Genomic DNA, 16,248 nt, shown 5'->3' with positions numbered 1-16,248 from the left:
GACAAATTACGCTTCTCGGTCCGCACCCTAAAACGCAAGCAGGTCATAATTCCCCTAAGGCGGTGGACACGAGTTTGTCCCTGCGTTGCACAAATCATAGCGCTTCATTTAAGGTGATACTAGTGTCAACCGCAGAGTTAGGTAAGCGAGTGAGGATATCGATAGATTTTAACATTCAAGGAGGCTTGTTATGACTGATGTGATTATAACCTATCAGCAGACATTGGAAGATGTGCTCATCTTTCTGTTTTTTGGCATTGGCGCTAAAGTCATTATGCTCTTTGTATTCCAATCCAAAAAACCTGTAGTCCCGGTTGGACGCACACGCCTATGGTATGGTCTTGGCCTTTTTTGGTTTTTGAGTGCGATACTGCAAATATGGCCCACGATGGCTATTGCGTCATTACAAGCCTTAAAACCCCACCCGCTATTATGGAACCTCGCGTCGTATTGGGCACGCCATACCGTGGCAAATACCATCTGGAGCATCATCATTCAGTTGATTTTGGGCATCCTTCTACTAACGGAACGTGAAAACCTCACCGGACGCATTGCCTTAGGAGTTTCCGCGATCTGGTCCTTGTTTCTGTGGTCTGCCGGAGAAAGCTGGGGCGGATTAACACATCGTTCTGCGTCGTTAGTACTAGGCAGCCCTGGGGCAGGAATTCTTGCCTTCATTGCGTCTGCAGCGCTTCTCATGCCCGTGTCGTCTTGGAGTAACCATCAAGTACCGCGTATCTTGTCAAGAGGGCTTATCGGCATATGGAGCATAGGCACAATTTGGCAAGTCATCCACTTTGACGCCTATAATGCCTGGTCTCCTATCTGGATCCCCTATATCGACAAAGCGCAACCGACCGTGACTCTATTAATGAGACACAGTGCGCAACTCATTATTCACAGTCAACCCTTGCTCTTCAACGTCATACTGTCTGCCCTGATGGCGTTTGCTGTGATATTGATGCTTCGTCAACGATATGACGGCTTATTTTGGGGCATCATATCTCTTGACCTCTTGTTATTCTGGTGGATAGGTCAAGGCTTTGGCTTGCGTCCAGCCTATGGCGCTAATCTCAACGCAGCCCCTTTGTTATTTCTCCTCATCTGGTCCATCGCCAGCACAGCGGCTAAGACTCATCCCGAACAATATGTGGTGGAACAACCGGCGGCCTCAGCCTAGAGGCCATTACAGCTTTCCCGTCATCAACAAAAATCCTAAAATCACAAAAGCCGCTCCTGCCCCGAGATGAATGTATTGCGTCGGAATTAATTTCGTAATGGCTTCGCCAAAAATTACTCCTAATAGGGCGCTGACTGACAAAGCCAGCGCCGCCCCAATAAAGACAGACAAAGCGGAATCGGACTGTGCCGACAACGTCATCACACTCAGTTGGGTCTTGTCACCTAATTCGGCAAAAAATATCAAGCCAAAAGTCGAGAATAATACTTTCCAGTCCACCGGGACCCCTCCCTTAATGCTTGTGCTTTGTCCTCGGCTGATTCTATGATGCTCATCCCCAATTCATGTAGCGCATTCACGAAATAATCTCGGGTATTGCCACCGCGTTTCTATCAGAATATCAGCCACGTGTTTTCATAGATTTCTGCAACAGCCCCCATAAAGCCATGCAGACCGTAAATAAAAAGGCAAGGCCCGCAAATACCCACCGCGGCTGTCTGATGAATGCCTCAGCCAAAAAAGGCGATAACACCGCTACTCCACCCGCTGTAATCATGCCAATCCATCCTTGCACGTCGACCCGCACGGCATCTGGCAACCACGTCATCCATACACTGGTATGGCTGCTCGCAAATTGCGATTGTCCGGCCATCACAAGGCCCCATGCGAGAAGAACCCAAGAAATTTGTCCCTGGGGTCCTAACGTAAGTCCGGTATAACCCAAAGCAAGAAAGACAAGGCCCAGACCCATAAGCTGGGTGGGCGTCCATGTCGGCATCATCCGTCGAACCACGGCTAATATCAGGACCCCACCCACCGCGCCGATGGGTAGCAAACTCAAATCTGCGGCCACCAAGTGTAATCCTTTAGGCGACACAAACGACAACGGTACAAAGGCCGCCACCATTAACAGTGGCACCATAACGAGGATCCGCAATACGGCAAGATAAAACCCTGGGCCCTGAAGCCCTTGACGCACATGAGATAGCCTGACTGACCAAGACACATGCAGGCGTTGCTGCATAGAAACCTTACCCGCCGTCGATTCGCGCAATGCTAAGGCTCTGATCGTCCATGCCATAGCGACACTCGGCCAAAAGATTGCCAGTAGGGTATGCCCTGAAGCGACCACGCCCTCTTTCATGACAAATCCTCGAATGAGAGGAAGAATCAACCCACCGGTGATTGTCAGAACTTGCAGTAGAAGAAAATAGCGGGGCAAACGATGCACCTGCTCGTCTTCGCTAAACAAGCTATTCCATGCGGGCCCAACGTACCCTGACCCTTGATTGAGCACAAGCCCCAATGCCAACACCCAAGGGGAATGTGACAGTGTCCAAATTCCTAAAACGACAATCCACCCTGCGAAATCCCCGGACATAATGGTCATCTTCCGTCCGACATGCCGCGTCAACGTACCAGATAAGCCCAGTCCCAAAAGTTGGACGAAAGCTCCTACCCCAATCGTCCATCCTAAATTTTTTGCAGACAGACCTTGGTCCAGCAAAAATAAAGACAGGTATGATCCCATCCATGCAGCAGTCACCGACCAAGGAAACTCGGTGAGAAGAAAAACTTGCGCATTGCTCCACGTTCTCAACAACATTACAGCCGTCCCATTTCAGCAACATGAGTGTCATGGGCACTATAGCATGGATGACCGGCGATTATTCCCTCCCCGCCGACTTTTCCTGCAATTTTTTGAACGGCTTGGCATGCTTAAGCCAAAAATTCCAGTATGATAGACAGCAAAGACAAGGCGTTCGTGAAAGGAGCCTGTGCGTTTTGAAAACCCAACCCTATGGTTCTTGGTCATCGCCGATCTCAACGGCCATGTTAACAAAAGACACCATTCATCTTGACCAATTAACTCATACCCCCTCCGCTATCTACTGGGTGGAATCGCGTCCATCTGATCAAGGCCGTAATGTGATTGTCGGTCGTCGCGACGATGGGACGATTGAAGATAGGACACCAGCTCCCTTCAACGCGCGCACACGCGCACACGAATATGGCGGCCGCTGTTACACCGTTCATGAAGACACCATTTTTTTCACCAACTTTTCCGATCAGCGAATATACCGATTAAATCCAGGCCAAGCCCCTATTCCCATTACCGCAGAAGGCGCTATGCGATATGCCGACCTTGTCTTTGATGCCTTACACAACCGGTTGTTGTGTATACGCGAGGATCATCGTCAATCCGATATCCAAGCCGAAACGTCCATCGTCAGTGTCGACCCCAATGGGGATCTCTACGGCACTGTCTTAGTACACGGCAACGACTTTTACGCCGATCCACGAATCAGCCCTGACGGCGCGACATTAGCATGGGTGACATGGAACCATCCGCAAATGCCGTGGGATGGCACTCAATTGTGGACCGCGACGATCAACGCCCAGGGTCATCTTCAAAATCCTCGGCAAATCACGGGATCATCTTCAGAGTCCGTTATGCAACCCGTATGGTCACCCGATGGTCACCTCACGTGGATCTCTGACCGCGAGGGCTTTTGGAATCTTTACCGGTGGGAAAATGAGCGAATACGCGCAATCTATCCCATGGCTGCGGAATTTGCTCGTCCCGCATGGGTATTTGGATTGGCGAACTATGTGTACAAAAATGCCGACACGATTGTCGCGACCTATTTTCATCATGGTACGTGGCATATCGGACTCCTCAACATCCCTGCGCAACACCTTGATGAAATCGTAACGCCCTACACATTTTTCACCCATCCGGTTTTGGACCACGACTCGATTTTTGTTATCGCCGGATCTTGGACACAACCCGAAGCTCTTGTCGAACTGCCTCTCACGCGCGGTGTTCCAACCCTCATCAAATCGTCGCAAATGCTCCCTATAGACTCGCAAGATATCAGCGTGCCGCAACTACTAGAGTTCCCAACCGAGCAAGGCCAAAGCAGCTATATGACCTTTTATCCCCCCACCAATCACAATGTCATAGCTCCCGAAGGCGAACGCCCTCCGCTCATTGTGATAAGCCATGGAGGGCCAACCAGTGCGAGCAACCCGCTTTTTCAAATCGGCATTCAATATTGGACGACGCGCGGATTTGCTGTTGCGGATGTTAACTATGGTGGCAGTACCGGTTACGGACGGGCTTACCGTGAGCGCCTTATGGGCCAGTGGGGGATTGTCGACGTCGACGACTGCACCAATGCGGCAATATTTCTCGCCCAGCACGGACTCGTTGACCCTAACCGGATGGTTATCCGGGGCGGCAGCGCAGGCGGATTTACCACTTTGGCCTGTCTTACGTTCAAAAAAGTTTTTAAAGCAGGCGCCAGTTACTATGGTGTTAGCGATATCGGAGCTCTGGCCCGCGAAACCCATAAGTTTGAGTCGCGGTATATGGACAATTTGGTAGGGCCTTGGCCGGAAGCCAAATCAGTCTATATAGAGCGCTCGCCGCTCTATCACGCAGAGAACATCACGGCCCCCATTATCTTTTTTCAAGGACTAGACGACAAAATCGTACCACCCAACCAAGCCGAAATGATGGTCAACAAGATGAAAAGCAACCATATTCCCGTCGCCTATCTTGCTTTTGCCGGCGAAGGGCATGGCTTCAGACAGGCCGAAAATATACAACGAGCGACCGAAGCAGAATTATATTTTTATAGCCGCATTCTCGGATTTGACCTTCCCACGCCTGTAGAACCCGTCGAGATTATCTCCTGAAATAGTCTCTCGAAAGGATGGTTGTCATGAGTGATATGATTCATCGCCAAACGCTGTATGATTTGCTTCACCGATCGGCAGCACGATTTCCCCAAAAAACCGCTATCATTTACCAAAACACACGACAATCCTACATGGAATGGGAACATGACGTCTTACGCATGGCCCAGCGCCTATCGGATCACGGATTGTGTCTACATGACCATGTAGCCGTATACGCCAGAAACTCTCACGACTACGCCACTCTCATCTTCGCGGCCGCCCGCCTAGGCATTGTGCTGGTCCCGATCAACTTTATGCTATCGGCGGAAGAAACTGCCTATATTATGGAACATGCGGGCGTGAAGGCCATTGTCACGACTCCCGAATTTCTCGAAACAGTACAAGCAGCCCGCTCAGTTTTGGCTGATTCGCCTTTAGCAGCTCTGCTCATCGACACGGCGACTATTCTTGGCGATTTGCCGACGCTCCATCCGGGGCCGTCCGACCCGATGATTAGCGATGACACCGACTATCCAGACTCCCACGACCTCGCTCAAATTCTTTATACATCCGGAACCGAATCGCGCCCCAAAGGCGTCATGCTCACGCACGACAATCTTATAAGCGAGTACGTCAGCGTCATCGTCGATGGAGGATTTTCCCCGCAGGACATCGTACTGCATGCCCTCCCCTTCTATCACAGCGCTCAGCAACACGTCTTTCTCGGCCCCTATGTATACCTTGGAGCCACCCACGTCATTTTATCCGTTCCCAAGGCGGAGACCATTTTACCTCTCATCGAAGCGGAAGGCGTCACGGAATTTTTTGCTCCACCCACGGTGTGGATTAGTCTTTTGCGATCAGACCTGTTTGATAAAACTAATCTCTCCACATTGACCAAAGGCCATTATGGCGCCGCGATTATGCCCCGAGAAGTGTTGGTAGAGCTGCAAACTCGTCTCCCAAATACCCGCTTTTGGAATTTTTACGGACAAACCGAAGTGGCCCCGTTAGCTACGGTGCTAGGTCCCGACGAACAGCTGTCGAAGCTCGGATCGTGCGGTAAAGCAGGACTCAACGTCGAAACGATACTCCTCAACGATGTCAACGAGCCCGTGGCCCCTGGTCAAATCGGCGAAATTTGCCACCGCACGCCCCATGCTATGCAAGGTTATTACCGCAACCCCGAACAAACCGCGGCCGCTTTTGCAGGCGGATGGTTCCACAGCGGTGATTTGGGTGTCATGGATGAGGATGGATATCTTACGGTGGTCGATCGCAAGAAAGATATGATTAAAACCGGAGGAGAAAATGTCGCAAGTCGCGAAGTGGAAGAAGTTCTTTACCGTGCGCCAGACATCGCCGAAGTGGCTGTATTTGGTGTGCCCGACCCGTATTGGGTGGAAAAAGTCGTAGCGGTCATCGTGCCCAAAGCGGGAACCACTCCGAACCCAGACGACTGGCTGAAGTTGTGCCGGCAGCATTTAGCGCCCTATAAAATCCCCAAGGAATTCCAAATCCGTCAGGACTTACCCAAAAATCCTAGCGGAAAGATCCTAAAGCGTGACCTTCGCCAATCGTGGACATCGACCGTATCCTAGGGCTCTAGGACAAAAAAAGGGACGCTTCTCCCAAGCCTCCCTTTTTTCATGGCCATAGCCGAGTAACCGTTACTCCAAGTTCACGCATTGACCATAGAATGCCGCAATTTGAATATGGTCTCCATCCTGTAGCGGATGATGGCTCCGCCGGGTACTAGGAATGATTTCTCCAAACCACAATACCACGACCATATCCCCGGATAGGGCTAATTCCGCGAGCAATTGGTCTAGGGTCCTGACACGGGTTTGAAACTCCTTGCCATTCAGAATGAGTGTCACTGGAGACCCTGCTCTGCCGCGGATTTTGGCTCTAAGCCCATACGGGGCCCAAAGGCCTGCGCCATAACCAAGGCTTGATGGACGCGGTCGGGCATGCCCACGCCGCCCTCAAACGCACCCAACAGAAATAACTGAGGCCATGCCTGGAGGTATTGGTGCAGCTGTTGCATTCGGTCTAAATGCCCCACTATGTATTGGGGCATCCCTTTAGGAATTCGAAACACCCGCTGGTACTCCGCTGCATGGGAGATTCCCATCGTCTTTTTGATCTCGTCATAGTATAAATTGAGAAGCTCATCATCACTTAAGGTCAAAATATTTTCTGTGGCACGGCCATAGAAGGCCCGGAGAACAAAGAGCGGATCGACATGAGGATATCGCCATTTCGAGGACACCCACGTGACGGCAGTCATCCGTAACCCCGTTTGATGCGGAACTAAGAACCCCGTCTTATCGGTTTTCATTGGCACATCTTCGGAATGATATGCGGCCCCAATCACTGCTAAATCAGCGTAAGGAATGCTTTGCAAAATATTTGTCGCCGCGTCAGGCAAAAACGGCAGCGCACGGGCACTAACAAACGCAGGGGTTGTCATAATCACGGCATCATACCGTTTAGCCCCCTGCATCCCATACACGGTAAATCCTCCGCCTGCAATGGGTTCCACTTTCTCCACGCCATTGTTCAATAAAAGATGCGAATGCTTTAGGTGCTGAGCAATTGCCTCGGGAATTTGTTGCAAGCCTTGATCCGTGGTCAGAAAAACACTGTGATAGCGTTTTAGATAAGGACTAGGTGGCGCCGGTTTTCGGCGTTTAGATCCTACATAAACAGACCGCGCTTGCTGCTCAGCCTCTAGTAAATGCGGAAATGTCGCCTTAAGACTCATTTGGTCAATATCTCCCGCAAAGATGCCGGAAAGCATTGGCGCGGCCAAACGGTCGACAATCTGATTGCCAAAGCGCCGGCGTAAAAAGTGTCCTAAAGATTGATCGTCCGTGGTGCCGCGAGGCAGCACAAAATCCTTCGCCAGCGCGACTTTTCCGGTAAGAGACAGCAACGGACTGGCTAATACCGGTTTAGCCTTCGTGGGTACGCCGGTTTGAATTCCCTCCGGGATCGGCATGAAACGATGGTTCCAGTAGATATATGCCCCCCGCACCTGCGAATTCGTCCCAATCAGACGATTTCCGAGACCCAAGGCCTCGCATAGAGCCACCAAATCAGGTTTCGTTGCGAGAAATGAATCGGGTCCACCTTCAATGACAAGATTTCTTGACGTATCTGTCCGAATCCATCCCCCGACATGCGGTTGGGGATCATACAGGTCGATCTCAAGTCCATCATAGCTCTGTTCTAGATAATAGGCCGCAGCCAATCCCGTCAATCCTGCCCCTACCACTGCTACCTGCGTCATCTTGGTCACTCCATTTGTTCAGCATGTTTACACACGACAGACGCCAACATTTGCAAGAAGGCTGGATCATCGTTGAAGGACGCCGTGCGCTCAATATGCATGCCTAATCCCTTCGCATGTTGCTGAGCCTGAATATCCAAATCGTATAGCACTTCCAAATGGTCGGCGACAAATCCCACCGGAGCCACCAGCACATGGTTATATCCCTCGGTATGCAAAGAAGAAAGCGTCTCCAAAATATCTGGCCCCATCCACGGTTCGCGCGTGCGGCCAGCACTTTGCCATGAATATATATAGCGTGAAATGCCTGCTTGCTCGGCCACAAGCTCGCCGGTCTGCCGCAATTGGGCCGGATAGGGATCCCCCTGCGCTAAGATGCGTTGGGGCAAACTATGCGCGCTGAACACCACAACCAAGTCCTCGCGCTCTTCAGGCGAAAACAGCGCCATCGACTCCCGAAGACGTTGCGCTAACAAGCGAATCAGCCCCGGGTCCATATGCCATGACCTAATGCCAAAAAACTTCGGTGAAGGATTGTACGATTGCAACGCTTGGGTAATCTCTTGGAAGTAATCCCCAACACTCATTGAGGAATAATGGGGCGCCAACACTAAACCCACAAACCGCTTCAGGTTGGCCTCATGGATGGCTGCAACGCCGTCGGCAATAAAGGGTGGCGAGTGCTTCATACCTAAGAACACCTGAAATTGTCCAGGGCATGCGCCATCGAGCGCAGCCTGCAATCCGGCTACTTGCCGTTTGGTAATCAGTGTCAGTGGCGATTGCCCACCAATCGCGTCGTAACGGAGGGTCAAATCTCGCAACTGTTCATCCGAAGGCGGAAGCCCATGCCGAATATGCGTATAGTAGCGCAATAAGTCATCCCGACTTTGCGCAGCCCCATAGGACATCAAGAGAACGCCCGTCACAATGATGCCCCCTTTGCGCGGTCCGCAACCTCTTGAGAGGCTGGGGTGCCCGGAAATTGGTGAACCCACTCGACCAGCCGTTTTAAGTTGTCAGGATGAGCCTCTGGCGGCACGCCGTGCCCCAAATTAAAGATAAAGGCAGGATCCCCTAGCATGTCCTGAAGAATCGCCGTGCTATGTTCTTTAACAATGTCCCACTCGCAGACTAATGTCATCGGATCTAAATTGCCCTGCAGCGTCACCTCTGACCCTACGGTCGAGCGTGCCTGCCTTATAGGCGTTCGCCAATCAACGCCTAAAACCGTTGGGCCGGTTTCTTTCATTGCATGCAGAAGCGAAGCCGTTCCCGTCCCAAAATAAATCGTGGGTACTTGCAGCGCATTCAACTTGGCAAAGACTGCACGCATTGACGGCATAACATACTTCCGGTAATCGTCAACCGGCAACGCTCCTATCCAACTATCAAACACCTGCACGGCCTGCGCTCCATGCCGCACCTGAGCCGATAAATGGCGCACAGTAGCGTCCGCTAACACATCCATAAGCTGGCGCCAAACCTCGGGTTGCTCCCACATCAAGCGCTTGGTATGCAGGTAATTCTTCGACGGACCTCCTTCAATGAGATAGCTTGCCAAAGTAAAAGGAGCACCCGCAAATCCTATGAGGGGAATCGTACCAAGCCGATCACAGATCTTTTCAATTGCTTCAAACACCTCGGGCAAATCGTCTTCAGGTTCAAGCACACGGAGCTGTTTGAGATCGCGGCCAGTACGCACCGGATGCGCAATGACCGGACCAAAGTGTTCTCGAATTTCAAAATCGACACCCATCGGCCCCAACGGAATCATAATATCGGAAAAAAGAATCGCTGCATCGACCCCAAGTTCTTCCACAGGTCGGCAGCTGACTTCAGTACAAATATCGGGGTTATGCGCCATTTCGAGAAACGAATATTGTTGACGTAATTTCCGGTAACCGTCTTGATACCGGCCTGCTTGCCGCATAAACCAAACCGGCACCTTATCATGAGGCCGTCCCCAACACGCCTCAATAAAGCGGCTAGTGCTTATCACGACTCGGTCCCTCCTCGCATGATCGCCCCATTATAGCATAAAACCCGCGCACACCCAGCTTCTCTGAGCTGGCGCACGCGGGTTCCTTACGCCCTTTTAATATTCTGCGACCACTTTGCCGGCATCTACATCGTACTCATCATCATCCTCAACCTCTTGTGAAACCTCGCCATGAACGGCGATATCGCCCGAATGCAGTTCCTTCTCCGTTGCTCGCAGCGGCACCACGAGCCCTATAAGCTTCAAAATCACCCATGTCATCACCGCATCGTAAGCAACAATCACAAGCAATGCCTCGATTTGCACCACAACCTGATGGAAGTTCCCATATACCCAACCGGTTACAGAGGATCCTTGCCCAAGTTTCGTACTAAGGTATTCGAACATATGCGGGTCTGCAAAGACCCCAGTCAATACCCCTCCTAATGCCCCGGCAACGGCATGGGTGTGGAATACCCCCAACGTGTCATCCACCTTCTGGAAGAGTTTCGTCCGACCCAGTTTATTCATGCTAATCCACGGCACAACACCTGCTGCGACACCAATCGCCAACGCTCCATAGCCATTGACGTACCCAGCGGCAGGCGTAATGGCCACAAGCCCGCACACCATTCCGTTGATGGCCCCAACCAGCGACGGTTTGCCCGAAGCCCACATATCCATAATCGTCCACGATATCAACGCCAATGCCGTTGCTAAGTTGGTGTTCAAAACAGCCGCCGCCGCATCGGCATTGGCAAAGTATGGGTCACCGCCATTAAAGCCATTCCACCCTAGCCATAAAATGCCTGCACCCGCTAAGGCAATCAATAAGTTATTCGGACTGAAATTTTTACGGTCTTTGACCATACGCGGTCCAACAACAGCCGCTGCCACAAACCCGGAGATTCCTGCTGCCACGTGAATCACATAGCCTCCACTGTAGTCCACCGCGCCTAATTGAGAGAGCCAGCCGCCTCCCCACAGCATAAAGGCGTTCACACTATAGACCAACGTTGACCACACTGGGACAAATAACATCCACGCTTTGAAATTCATCCGTCCTAAAACGCCACCGGCTAATATGCCAGGAGTAATTGCGGCAAATACAAACTGGAAATAGACCAGCGTAGATTGCGGAAACCGGAAAGACGGCATCGCCCCATTGACGAGCGGAATCGAAGCTTGCCCCTGTTGATAGAGACTATTTAACACCGGATGCGGCACCCCAACGATAGCCCCTAAGATACCCGGTCCAAGTTTCATGGGATCCCCAAAGCCCATGCTGTATCCAAAGAGGACCCATGTAATCAATACCACCGAAAATGCATAGAGCACCATAAAAGCCGAATTGATGGCCCATTTCTTTTTAACAATTCCCCCATATAAAATAGCGAGACCGGGAACACTTTGAAGGCCCACAAACGTCGCGGCCGTTAATTGCCACGAATTGTCACCGGTATTCAAGTAACTTGGGCTAGGAATATACATCGGCTGACTCCTTTCCTTATCGGCGGCAGATGGCAAAACCATATTTGCAAGATTATGCGTATCTACGCATTTATATTTAGTAACGATTTAAGGTAATGTTACATAAACTCTCGGCGCAAATCAAGATACCTGACAAGAAAATCAAAAATATTTCTCTTGGTGCGTAATATATGGCGTTATACTCTCACATGCAACGCATTTCACCGATGGAAGCTGCAAATTATTTAACAAAGACCCGGGGCTAAATGGGCATTGGCCGCCCTACCTTGATTAGAAGGAACGCGCAGTCCTCTTTATAACGAGACAGCACGGGGCCATTTGGAGGCCGCGTGCTGTCGAAGCACCCTAATACAATGTTCTAGCTTTTTGTGGGTTATGGTTAACCTTGTGTCAAAAACCTTACAAATATCATATCGCTTTGATAGACTACGGCACCGGAGTCCCAGTCCCACTCTAAAAATACCTTTTAATCGCTATTCGTGATGATGTCTTCGACTTTGGCATTCAAGACGCGAATCAAATCCGTGCCGCGCAAGAAAATTTGCAGTCCCCGTTGACCTGCACTGATACTGATCACATCTTCTCGATTGAGCCTACGGTCCACATAACAAAGATAGGACTTTTTCATGCCTAAAGGGCTCACCCCTCCGCGCACATACCCCGTCAGAGCTGGCAATTCTTTTACGGGAACCATTTCCACGCGCTTATTATGCGATACCATTGCCAGGCGTTTTAAGTCGATGTGCGTCGCCCCTGGGATTATAGCCACTAAAATCCCCGTACGGTCTCCTCGCAAGACCAACGTCTTAAAAATCTTATCCGGTTCAATTTGTACTTTTTTCGCTACGGACAGTGCGTCTAAAGCATCCTCGGACCATGCATAGGCATGCAGTTCATAAGCAATACCGTAGGTATCTAAAATCCTACACGCCATGGTTTTCTTAGCCATGAGATCCTCCCCGTTATGGTCCCAACGAATCTCCCGACTGCTAATATCCCCTTAACTCAGCAAAACGGCCGGATCCAGCCGAACGCGATCGAGTAATGCACCTAAACGGTCTCCGTCCCATAATTCGATGGTTCCCGTCCCCAGCGGCAATACGATATCCTCACCAAAGCGCCCGACCGTCACCAAAATCGCGTGGGACATATTATGCTCGCGCTGACGCTGGATAACGTGGTCGATGACCGGCTGATGGATGACAATGTTGTGGACTTCTAGCCCCACCAGTATGGGTGGGCGCATGGGAGCACGCAATATCAGCCCGCTCTCATCTAACGGGTCAACCTGATAACCAAAATGTTCAAAGAGTTTGTGAATCACACGCGCAAACTGGAGGGCCGTCATATCTTCACAATCGGCTACTGTCACGTAACGTCCGAACGTCGCACGAGTTGTTTGGCCATACAGAACTTCTGCTTCAGCATTCTTAATCAGCAAATCGAGATAAGCCCGGTCCACTTGACCCACGTGAAAGTCCTGTTGAAGCCAAAGACAGACGGCTTCAAATTGATTGGCGGTTAACGGTGCATTTTGTTGTTTCATTAGGCGCTGCACGGCAGGCAGAACTCGCGGCCAATACTGTTCGAGGAGTTTGCGCCGTACTTTTACCATCTCATCGTGATACGCCATGCCGATCACCCTCCATTTAGTCTAGGGCTTTAGATGTTGGCCAGCAAGCGGGTTCCCCCCCAAACAAATAAGGAGTGCGAACAGGACACCAAGGCCGCATTCGCACTCCTTACTGGGCGCTTAGTGGGCGCCTAAAGTCCGCGTTTAAGTCGCCAAATAAGGCTGGGCTTGGGAACGGGGGCAGTCAATGATACCGGAATAGTCCAATGCTGGCGCCCATCGTTAACGTCTAGAACGCCATCTGGTCCACCGGACCAATGCAAAGATTCATGCACAGCAAGACCCGGCCACACCACAGCACTCAATGATTTATCCGCCACCAAGGATACCGAATGGCCCCATGGAACGTCCACCTGTGCCACCGTTTCCCCTTTGTGCACGATAGAGTCAACCCGCAACTGGGCAGCAATTTGATTAATCAAACTTTCCCCATCGTCTAAAGACCTTTGCAATTGGGGAATGGATTGGGTTCCTTGTTGTCCAAGCACTGCACCATAAATGGTGACAGGCTGGCCATCCACCGTACGCGGCGCGGAAAACACAAAACATCCGCCGGCGTATAGCGTTGAACCGGTTTTCACCCCTGTAATCCCATCATGCCCGACTAGGTAATTGTAGTTCTCAATGGGCTGATTTCCGCCCGGCCACGAAATTTGAGGCATCGCGACAATTTCACGAAAAACTGGAATGGTCATCGCTTGTTCAGCAAAGAGTGTTTCATCCTTGGGGGTGCTCACATTGCCCGGATTCAGCCCACTGGGTCCGACAAAGTGCGTATGAGTCATCCCCATAGCCTGCGCCTCTTGATTCATTTCGCGCGTGAAGGCCGGTGTCGATCCTGCAACCCAACGAGCGACAATGTGGGCAATATTATTCCCCGAAGCCACTAGTAGACCCTCGAGCAGTTTACGTTCAGAAATTTTCTCGCCTAACGTAACCATTGCCACAGACTGTTGCGTCTTAATGTCTTGTTGATATTCTTGAACATCTTTGGCTGTAATGGTCACTGAAGGTCCCGAACTATATACGCTCAGTGGATATTTTTTTAACAACAAGTAGGCCGTCATCATCTTTGTAACACTCCCGATGGGAATCGCCTGATCCGGTCCGGCTTGACCGACCTTTCCAACCGGGCTGACCGCAAGATAAGATTCAGCGCCACTTGGCCATGCCATGTGTAAAGACGACGCCATGGTGGGCGGTTCGATGACTGTGCGAACACGAGCGGCTCCCACGGGACGCACCATTTGGACCCCAAACGCTACCACCACCAAGGCCCCTATTCCAGCAAGATATCCCCATCGCGCCACACTCCAAGCCCCTTTCAAAAAAGATCTCGGTATAAAACCCATAGAAAAAACGCCCAGAACATCTCTTGGGTTACGACCTATTACGTCATCAATCAGAAATCCTAGCGACCTTAGCCTTTTTTCGACAAAAGAATGCTTAAAAACCCACCTAAATCCGCTGTTCTCTCATTTAAAACTTTACGATAGCCATGACAATTTTAATAGGGGGCAAGCTCTAGCAATATCTGGCGCTAAAGCCATGCCCCCTTAAGGACGTGGTATATGTCGTCCTACTTTATCGTAAATAAGACACTCGTTGTTCGATTCCGTTCCACAAGACATCGGTTGTCATCGGCGGTGTTGACGCCACGACTCTCCCGCCAGCGATTACCCACCTTGGACGAGGCAACAGGCGAATCGCATCCGTTGAGGTGGGGACATCAAAAATCACTAAATCCGCCTTTTTACCCTCAGCCACACCATAATCCTCAAGTCCCATAACCCGAGCTCCTGCATATGTAATGCTGTTGAAACATTGCTTAAGCTCTTCGGTACCCGTCAGTTGCCCCACATGCGCAAGCATGGATGCGACAAATAGCTGACTGCCGGTGCCAAGCGGATACCAGGGATCCATAATCGAATCGTGGCCCGCGGCGACAGGCACCCCAGCCGCCATCAATTCCTTTACGCGTGTCATTCCACGGCGTTTCGGGTAGGTATCAAATCGTCCTTGCAGGACCACGTTATCGAGCGGATTCGCGACAATAGCCATTCCAGACCGGGCAAGAATACGAATTAATTTAAACGCATAGGCGTCGTTATATGAACCCATCGCCGTGGTGTGGCTGGCCGTAACGCGCTGTCCCCATCCCCGCTCGTAGGCGAGCTTGGCCATCGTTTCGACAAAACGCGATTGATCGTCGTCGGTCTCATCACAATGAATATCAATGGGCTTATCATATTTTTCCGCAAGTTTAAATGCATACTCAACATCCCGAATGCCATCCTCCCTTGTCCATTCGTAGTGCGGAATTCCCCCTACGACATCAGCCCCTAACCGCATTGCTTCGTCCATCAACTCCGGCCCGTCGGGAAAACAAAAAATGCCATCTTGCGGGAAAGCGACCAACTGCAGGGTCACGACGTCGCGGACCCGTTCCCGAACGGTTATTAACGCCTTTAACGCCGTTAAATTCGGATCGCAAATATCTACATGCGACCGAATTTTTAATACGCCCTGCCCCATATGCCACCGAATCGCCTCTTCCGCTCGGGTAATAACGTCCTCTTCGGTTAAGTAAGGTTTGCGCTGACTCCAGCGCTCAATGCCTTCAATAAGAGTCCCACTGTAATTAGGTGCGGGAAAGCCCTCGGTCAGCACCGCATCCAAGTGCACATGCGGATCCACCAAAGACGGAACCAACAAACCACCTTCGGCATCTAAATCAGCTGCAAAATTTTTGTCTTGGCGTTGAATGGACCGAATCACCCCCTCTTCTATGACGACCTGACGCAATTCCGAATCGCCCTCTATTCGAACATTTGCAATACGCAATGAGCCGCTCGCGTCCATTTCTTTGCCTGTCCCCTCTCACCAAAATTCTCCCGACAAAAAATTTTAACGCACAACTTCTATAAATCCTTGTCTTGTGAGCCTAAAAGCCAAATATTCCTTACGAGGAACAATGG

The 16,248-nt window shown here is 50.9% G+C and carries 14 protein-coding genes; 3 read left to right on the top strand and 11 right to left on the bottom strand.

Features of this window, described 5'->3' with window-relative positions; translation table 11 throughout:
• Positions 1 to 190: 190 nt before the first annotated feature.
• The gene (locus CO251_RS07085) at positions 191 to 1,180 is read left to right on the top strand and encodes a hypothetical protein (RefSeq protein WP_103375107.1); all 990 of its coding nucleotides are present in this window, start codon (positions 191 to 193) and stop codon (positions 1,178 to 1,180) included.
• Positions 1,181 to 1,186: 6 nt separating this feature from the next.
• Here CO251_RS07085 and CO251_RS07080 read toward each other — a convergent pair whose 3' ends face one another.
• Positions 1,187 to 1,459 carry a TMEM165/GDT1 family protein gene (locus CO251_RS07080; RefSeq protein ID WP_103375106.1) on the bottom strand — a complete coding sequence of 91 codons (273 nt, stop codon included), beginning with the start codon at positions 1,457 to 1,459 and terminating at the stop codon, positions 1,187 to 1,189.
• Positions 1,460 to 1,580: 121 nt separating this feature from the next.
• Positions 1,581 to 2,786, bottom strand: a complete 1,206-nt coding sequence (locus tag CO251_RS07075) for a hypothetical protein (protein ID WP_103375105.1) — start codon at positions 2,784 to 2,786, stop codon at positions 1,581 to 1,583.
• A 179-nt stretch (positions 2,787 to 2,965) separates the two neighbouring features.
• Here CO251_RS07075 and CO251_RS07070 point away from each other — a divergent pair, with 179 nt between their 5' ends.
• Both CO251_RS07070 and CO251_RS07065 read left to right on the top strand, forming a co-directional pair.
• On the top strand, positions 2,966 to 4,885 hold the full coding sequence (locus tag CO251_RS07070; RefSeq protein ID WP_242968405.1) for a S9 family peptidase: 1,920 nt from the start codon (positions 2,966 to 2,968) through the stop codon (positions 4,883 to 4,885).
• A gap of 26 nt (positions 4,886 to 4,911) precedes the next feature.
• A complete protein-coding gene (locus tag CO251_RS07065; protein WP_103375104.1) occupies positions 4,912 to 6,468 on the top strand; it encodes a fatty acyl-CoA synthetase in 1,557 nt (518 codons plus the stop codon).
• Between the two features lie 69 nt (positions 6,469 to 6,537).
• Here the strand turns inward: CO251_RS07065 and CO251_RS07060 are convergent, their stop codons facing one another.
• The 9 genes from CO251_RS07060 to codA form a co-directional block, all read right to left on the bottom strand.
• Complete coding sequence (locus CO251_RS07060; protein ID WP_103375103.1) at positions 6,538 to 6,747, bottom strand: sulfur carrier protein ThiS; 210 nt, start codon at positions 6,745 to 6,747, stop codon at positions 6,538 to 6,540.
• Entirely contained in the window at positions 6,744 to 8,165 is a 1,422-nt protein-coding gene (gene hemG, locus CO251_RS07055) for a protoporphyrinogen oxidase (RefSeq protein WP_103375102.1), read from the bottom strand. The genes CO251_RS07060 and hemG overlap by 4 nt, the downstream gene beginning before the upstream one ends.
• Before the next feature lie 5 nt (positions 8,166 to 8,170).
• Complete coding sequence (gene hemH / locus CO251_RS07050) at positions 8,171 to 9,094, bottom strand: ferrochelatase (RefSeq protein ID WP_242968401.1); 924 nt, start codon at positions 9,092 to 9,094, stop codon at positions 8,171 to 8,173.
• Entirely contained in the window at positions 9,091 to 10,167 is a 1,077-nt protein-coding gene (gene hemE, locus CO251_RS07045; protein ID WP_103375101.1) for a uroporphyrinogen decarboxylase, read from the bottom strand. Before hemE ends, hemH begins: the two co-directional genes overlap by 4 nt.
• Positions 10,168 to 10,263: 96 nt before the next feature.
• Positions 10,264 to 11,637: an ammonium transporter gene (locus CO251_RS07040; RefSeq protein WP_103375100.1), complete on the bottom strand. Its 1,374-nt coding sequence runs from the start codon at positions 11,635 to 11,637 to the stop codon at positions 10,264 to 10,266.
• 466 nt (positions 11,638 to 12,103) lie between these two features.
• A complete protein-coding gene (ybaK, locus tag CO251_RS07035) occupies positions 12,104 to 12,586 on the bottom strand; it encodes a Cys-tRNA(Pro) deacylase (protein WP_103375099.1) in 483 nt (160 codons plus the stop codon).
• A 51-nt stretch (positions 12,587 to 12,637) separates the two neighbouring features.
• Positions 12,638 to 13,270 (bottom strand): restriction endonuclease, encoded by a 633-nt coding sequence (locus CO251_RS07030; RefSeq protein WP_103375098.1) that lies wholly within the window; start codon positions 13,268 to 13,270, stop codon positions 12,638 to 12,640.
• 131 nt (positions 13,271 to 13,401) lie between these two features.
• On the bottom strand, positions 13,402 to 14,580 hold the full coding sequence (locus tag CO251_RS07025; RefSeq protein WP_158246223.1) for a D-alanyl-D-alanine carboxypeptidase family protein: 1,179 nt from the start codon (positions 14,578 to 14,580) through the stop codon (positions 13,402 to 13,404).
• Positions 14,581 to 14,854: 274 nt separating this feature from the next.
• The gene (gene codA / locus CO251_RS07020; protein ID WP_103375096.1) at positions 14,855 to 16,132 is read right to left on the bottom strand and encodes a cytosine deaminase; all 1,278 of its coding nucleotides are present in this window, start codon (positions 16,130 to 16,132) and stop codon (positions 14,855 to 14,857) included.
• Between the last annotated feature and the right edge of the window lie 116 nt (positions 16,133 to 16,248).

The organism is Sulfobacillus sp. hq2 (assembly GCF_002903155.1).
GTDB lineage: Bacteria > Bacillota > Sulfobacillia > Sulfobacillales > Sulfobacillaceae > Sulfobacillus > Sulfobacillus thermotolerans.
Note: the sequence above shows the minus strand (reverse complement) of the source record. Positions and strands in the feature narration are given on the sequence as shown.

Coding starts and splice junctions, on each gene's coding strand:
- CO251_RS07085 (WP_103375107.1), top strand. CDS start 191: ATGACTGATGTGATTATAACCTATCAGCAGACATTGGAAGATGTGCTC.
- ybaK (WP_103375099.1), bottom strand. CDS start 12,586: ATGGCTAAGAAAACCATGGCGTGTAGGATTTTAGATACCTACGGTATT.
- codA (WP_103375096.1), bottom strand. CDS start 16,132: ATGGACGCGAGCGGCTCATTGCGTATTGCAAATGTTCGAATAGAGGGC.
- hemG (WP_103375102.1), bottom strand. CDS start 8,165: ATGACGCAGGTAGCAGTGGTAGGGGCAGGATTGACGGGATTGGCTGCG.
- CO251_RS07065 (WP_103375104.1), top strand. CDS start 4,912: ATGAGTGATATGATTCATCGCCAAACGCTGTATGATTTGCTTCACCGA.
- CO251_RS07040 (WP_103375100.1), bottom strand. CDS start 11,637: ATGTATATTCCTAGCCCAAGTTACTTGAATACCGGTGACAATTCGTGG.
- CO251_RS07030 (WP_103375098.1), bottom strand. CDS start 13,270: ATGGCGTATCACGATGAGATGGTAAAAGTACGGCGCAAACTCCTCGAA.
- CO251_RS07075 (WP_103375105.1), bottom strand. CDS start 2,786: ATGTTGTTGAGAACGTGGAGCAATGCGCAAGTTTTTCTTCTCACCGAG.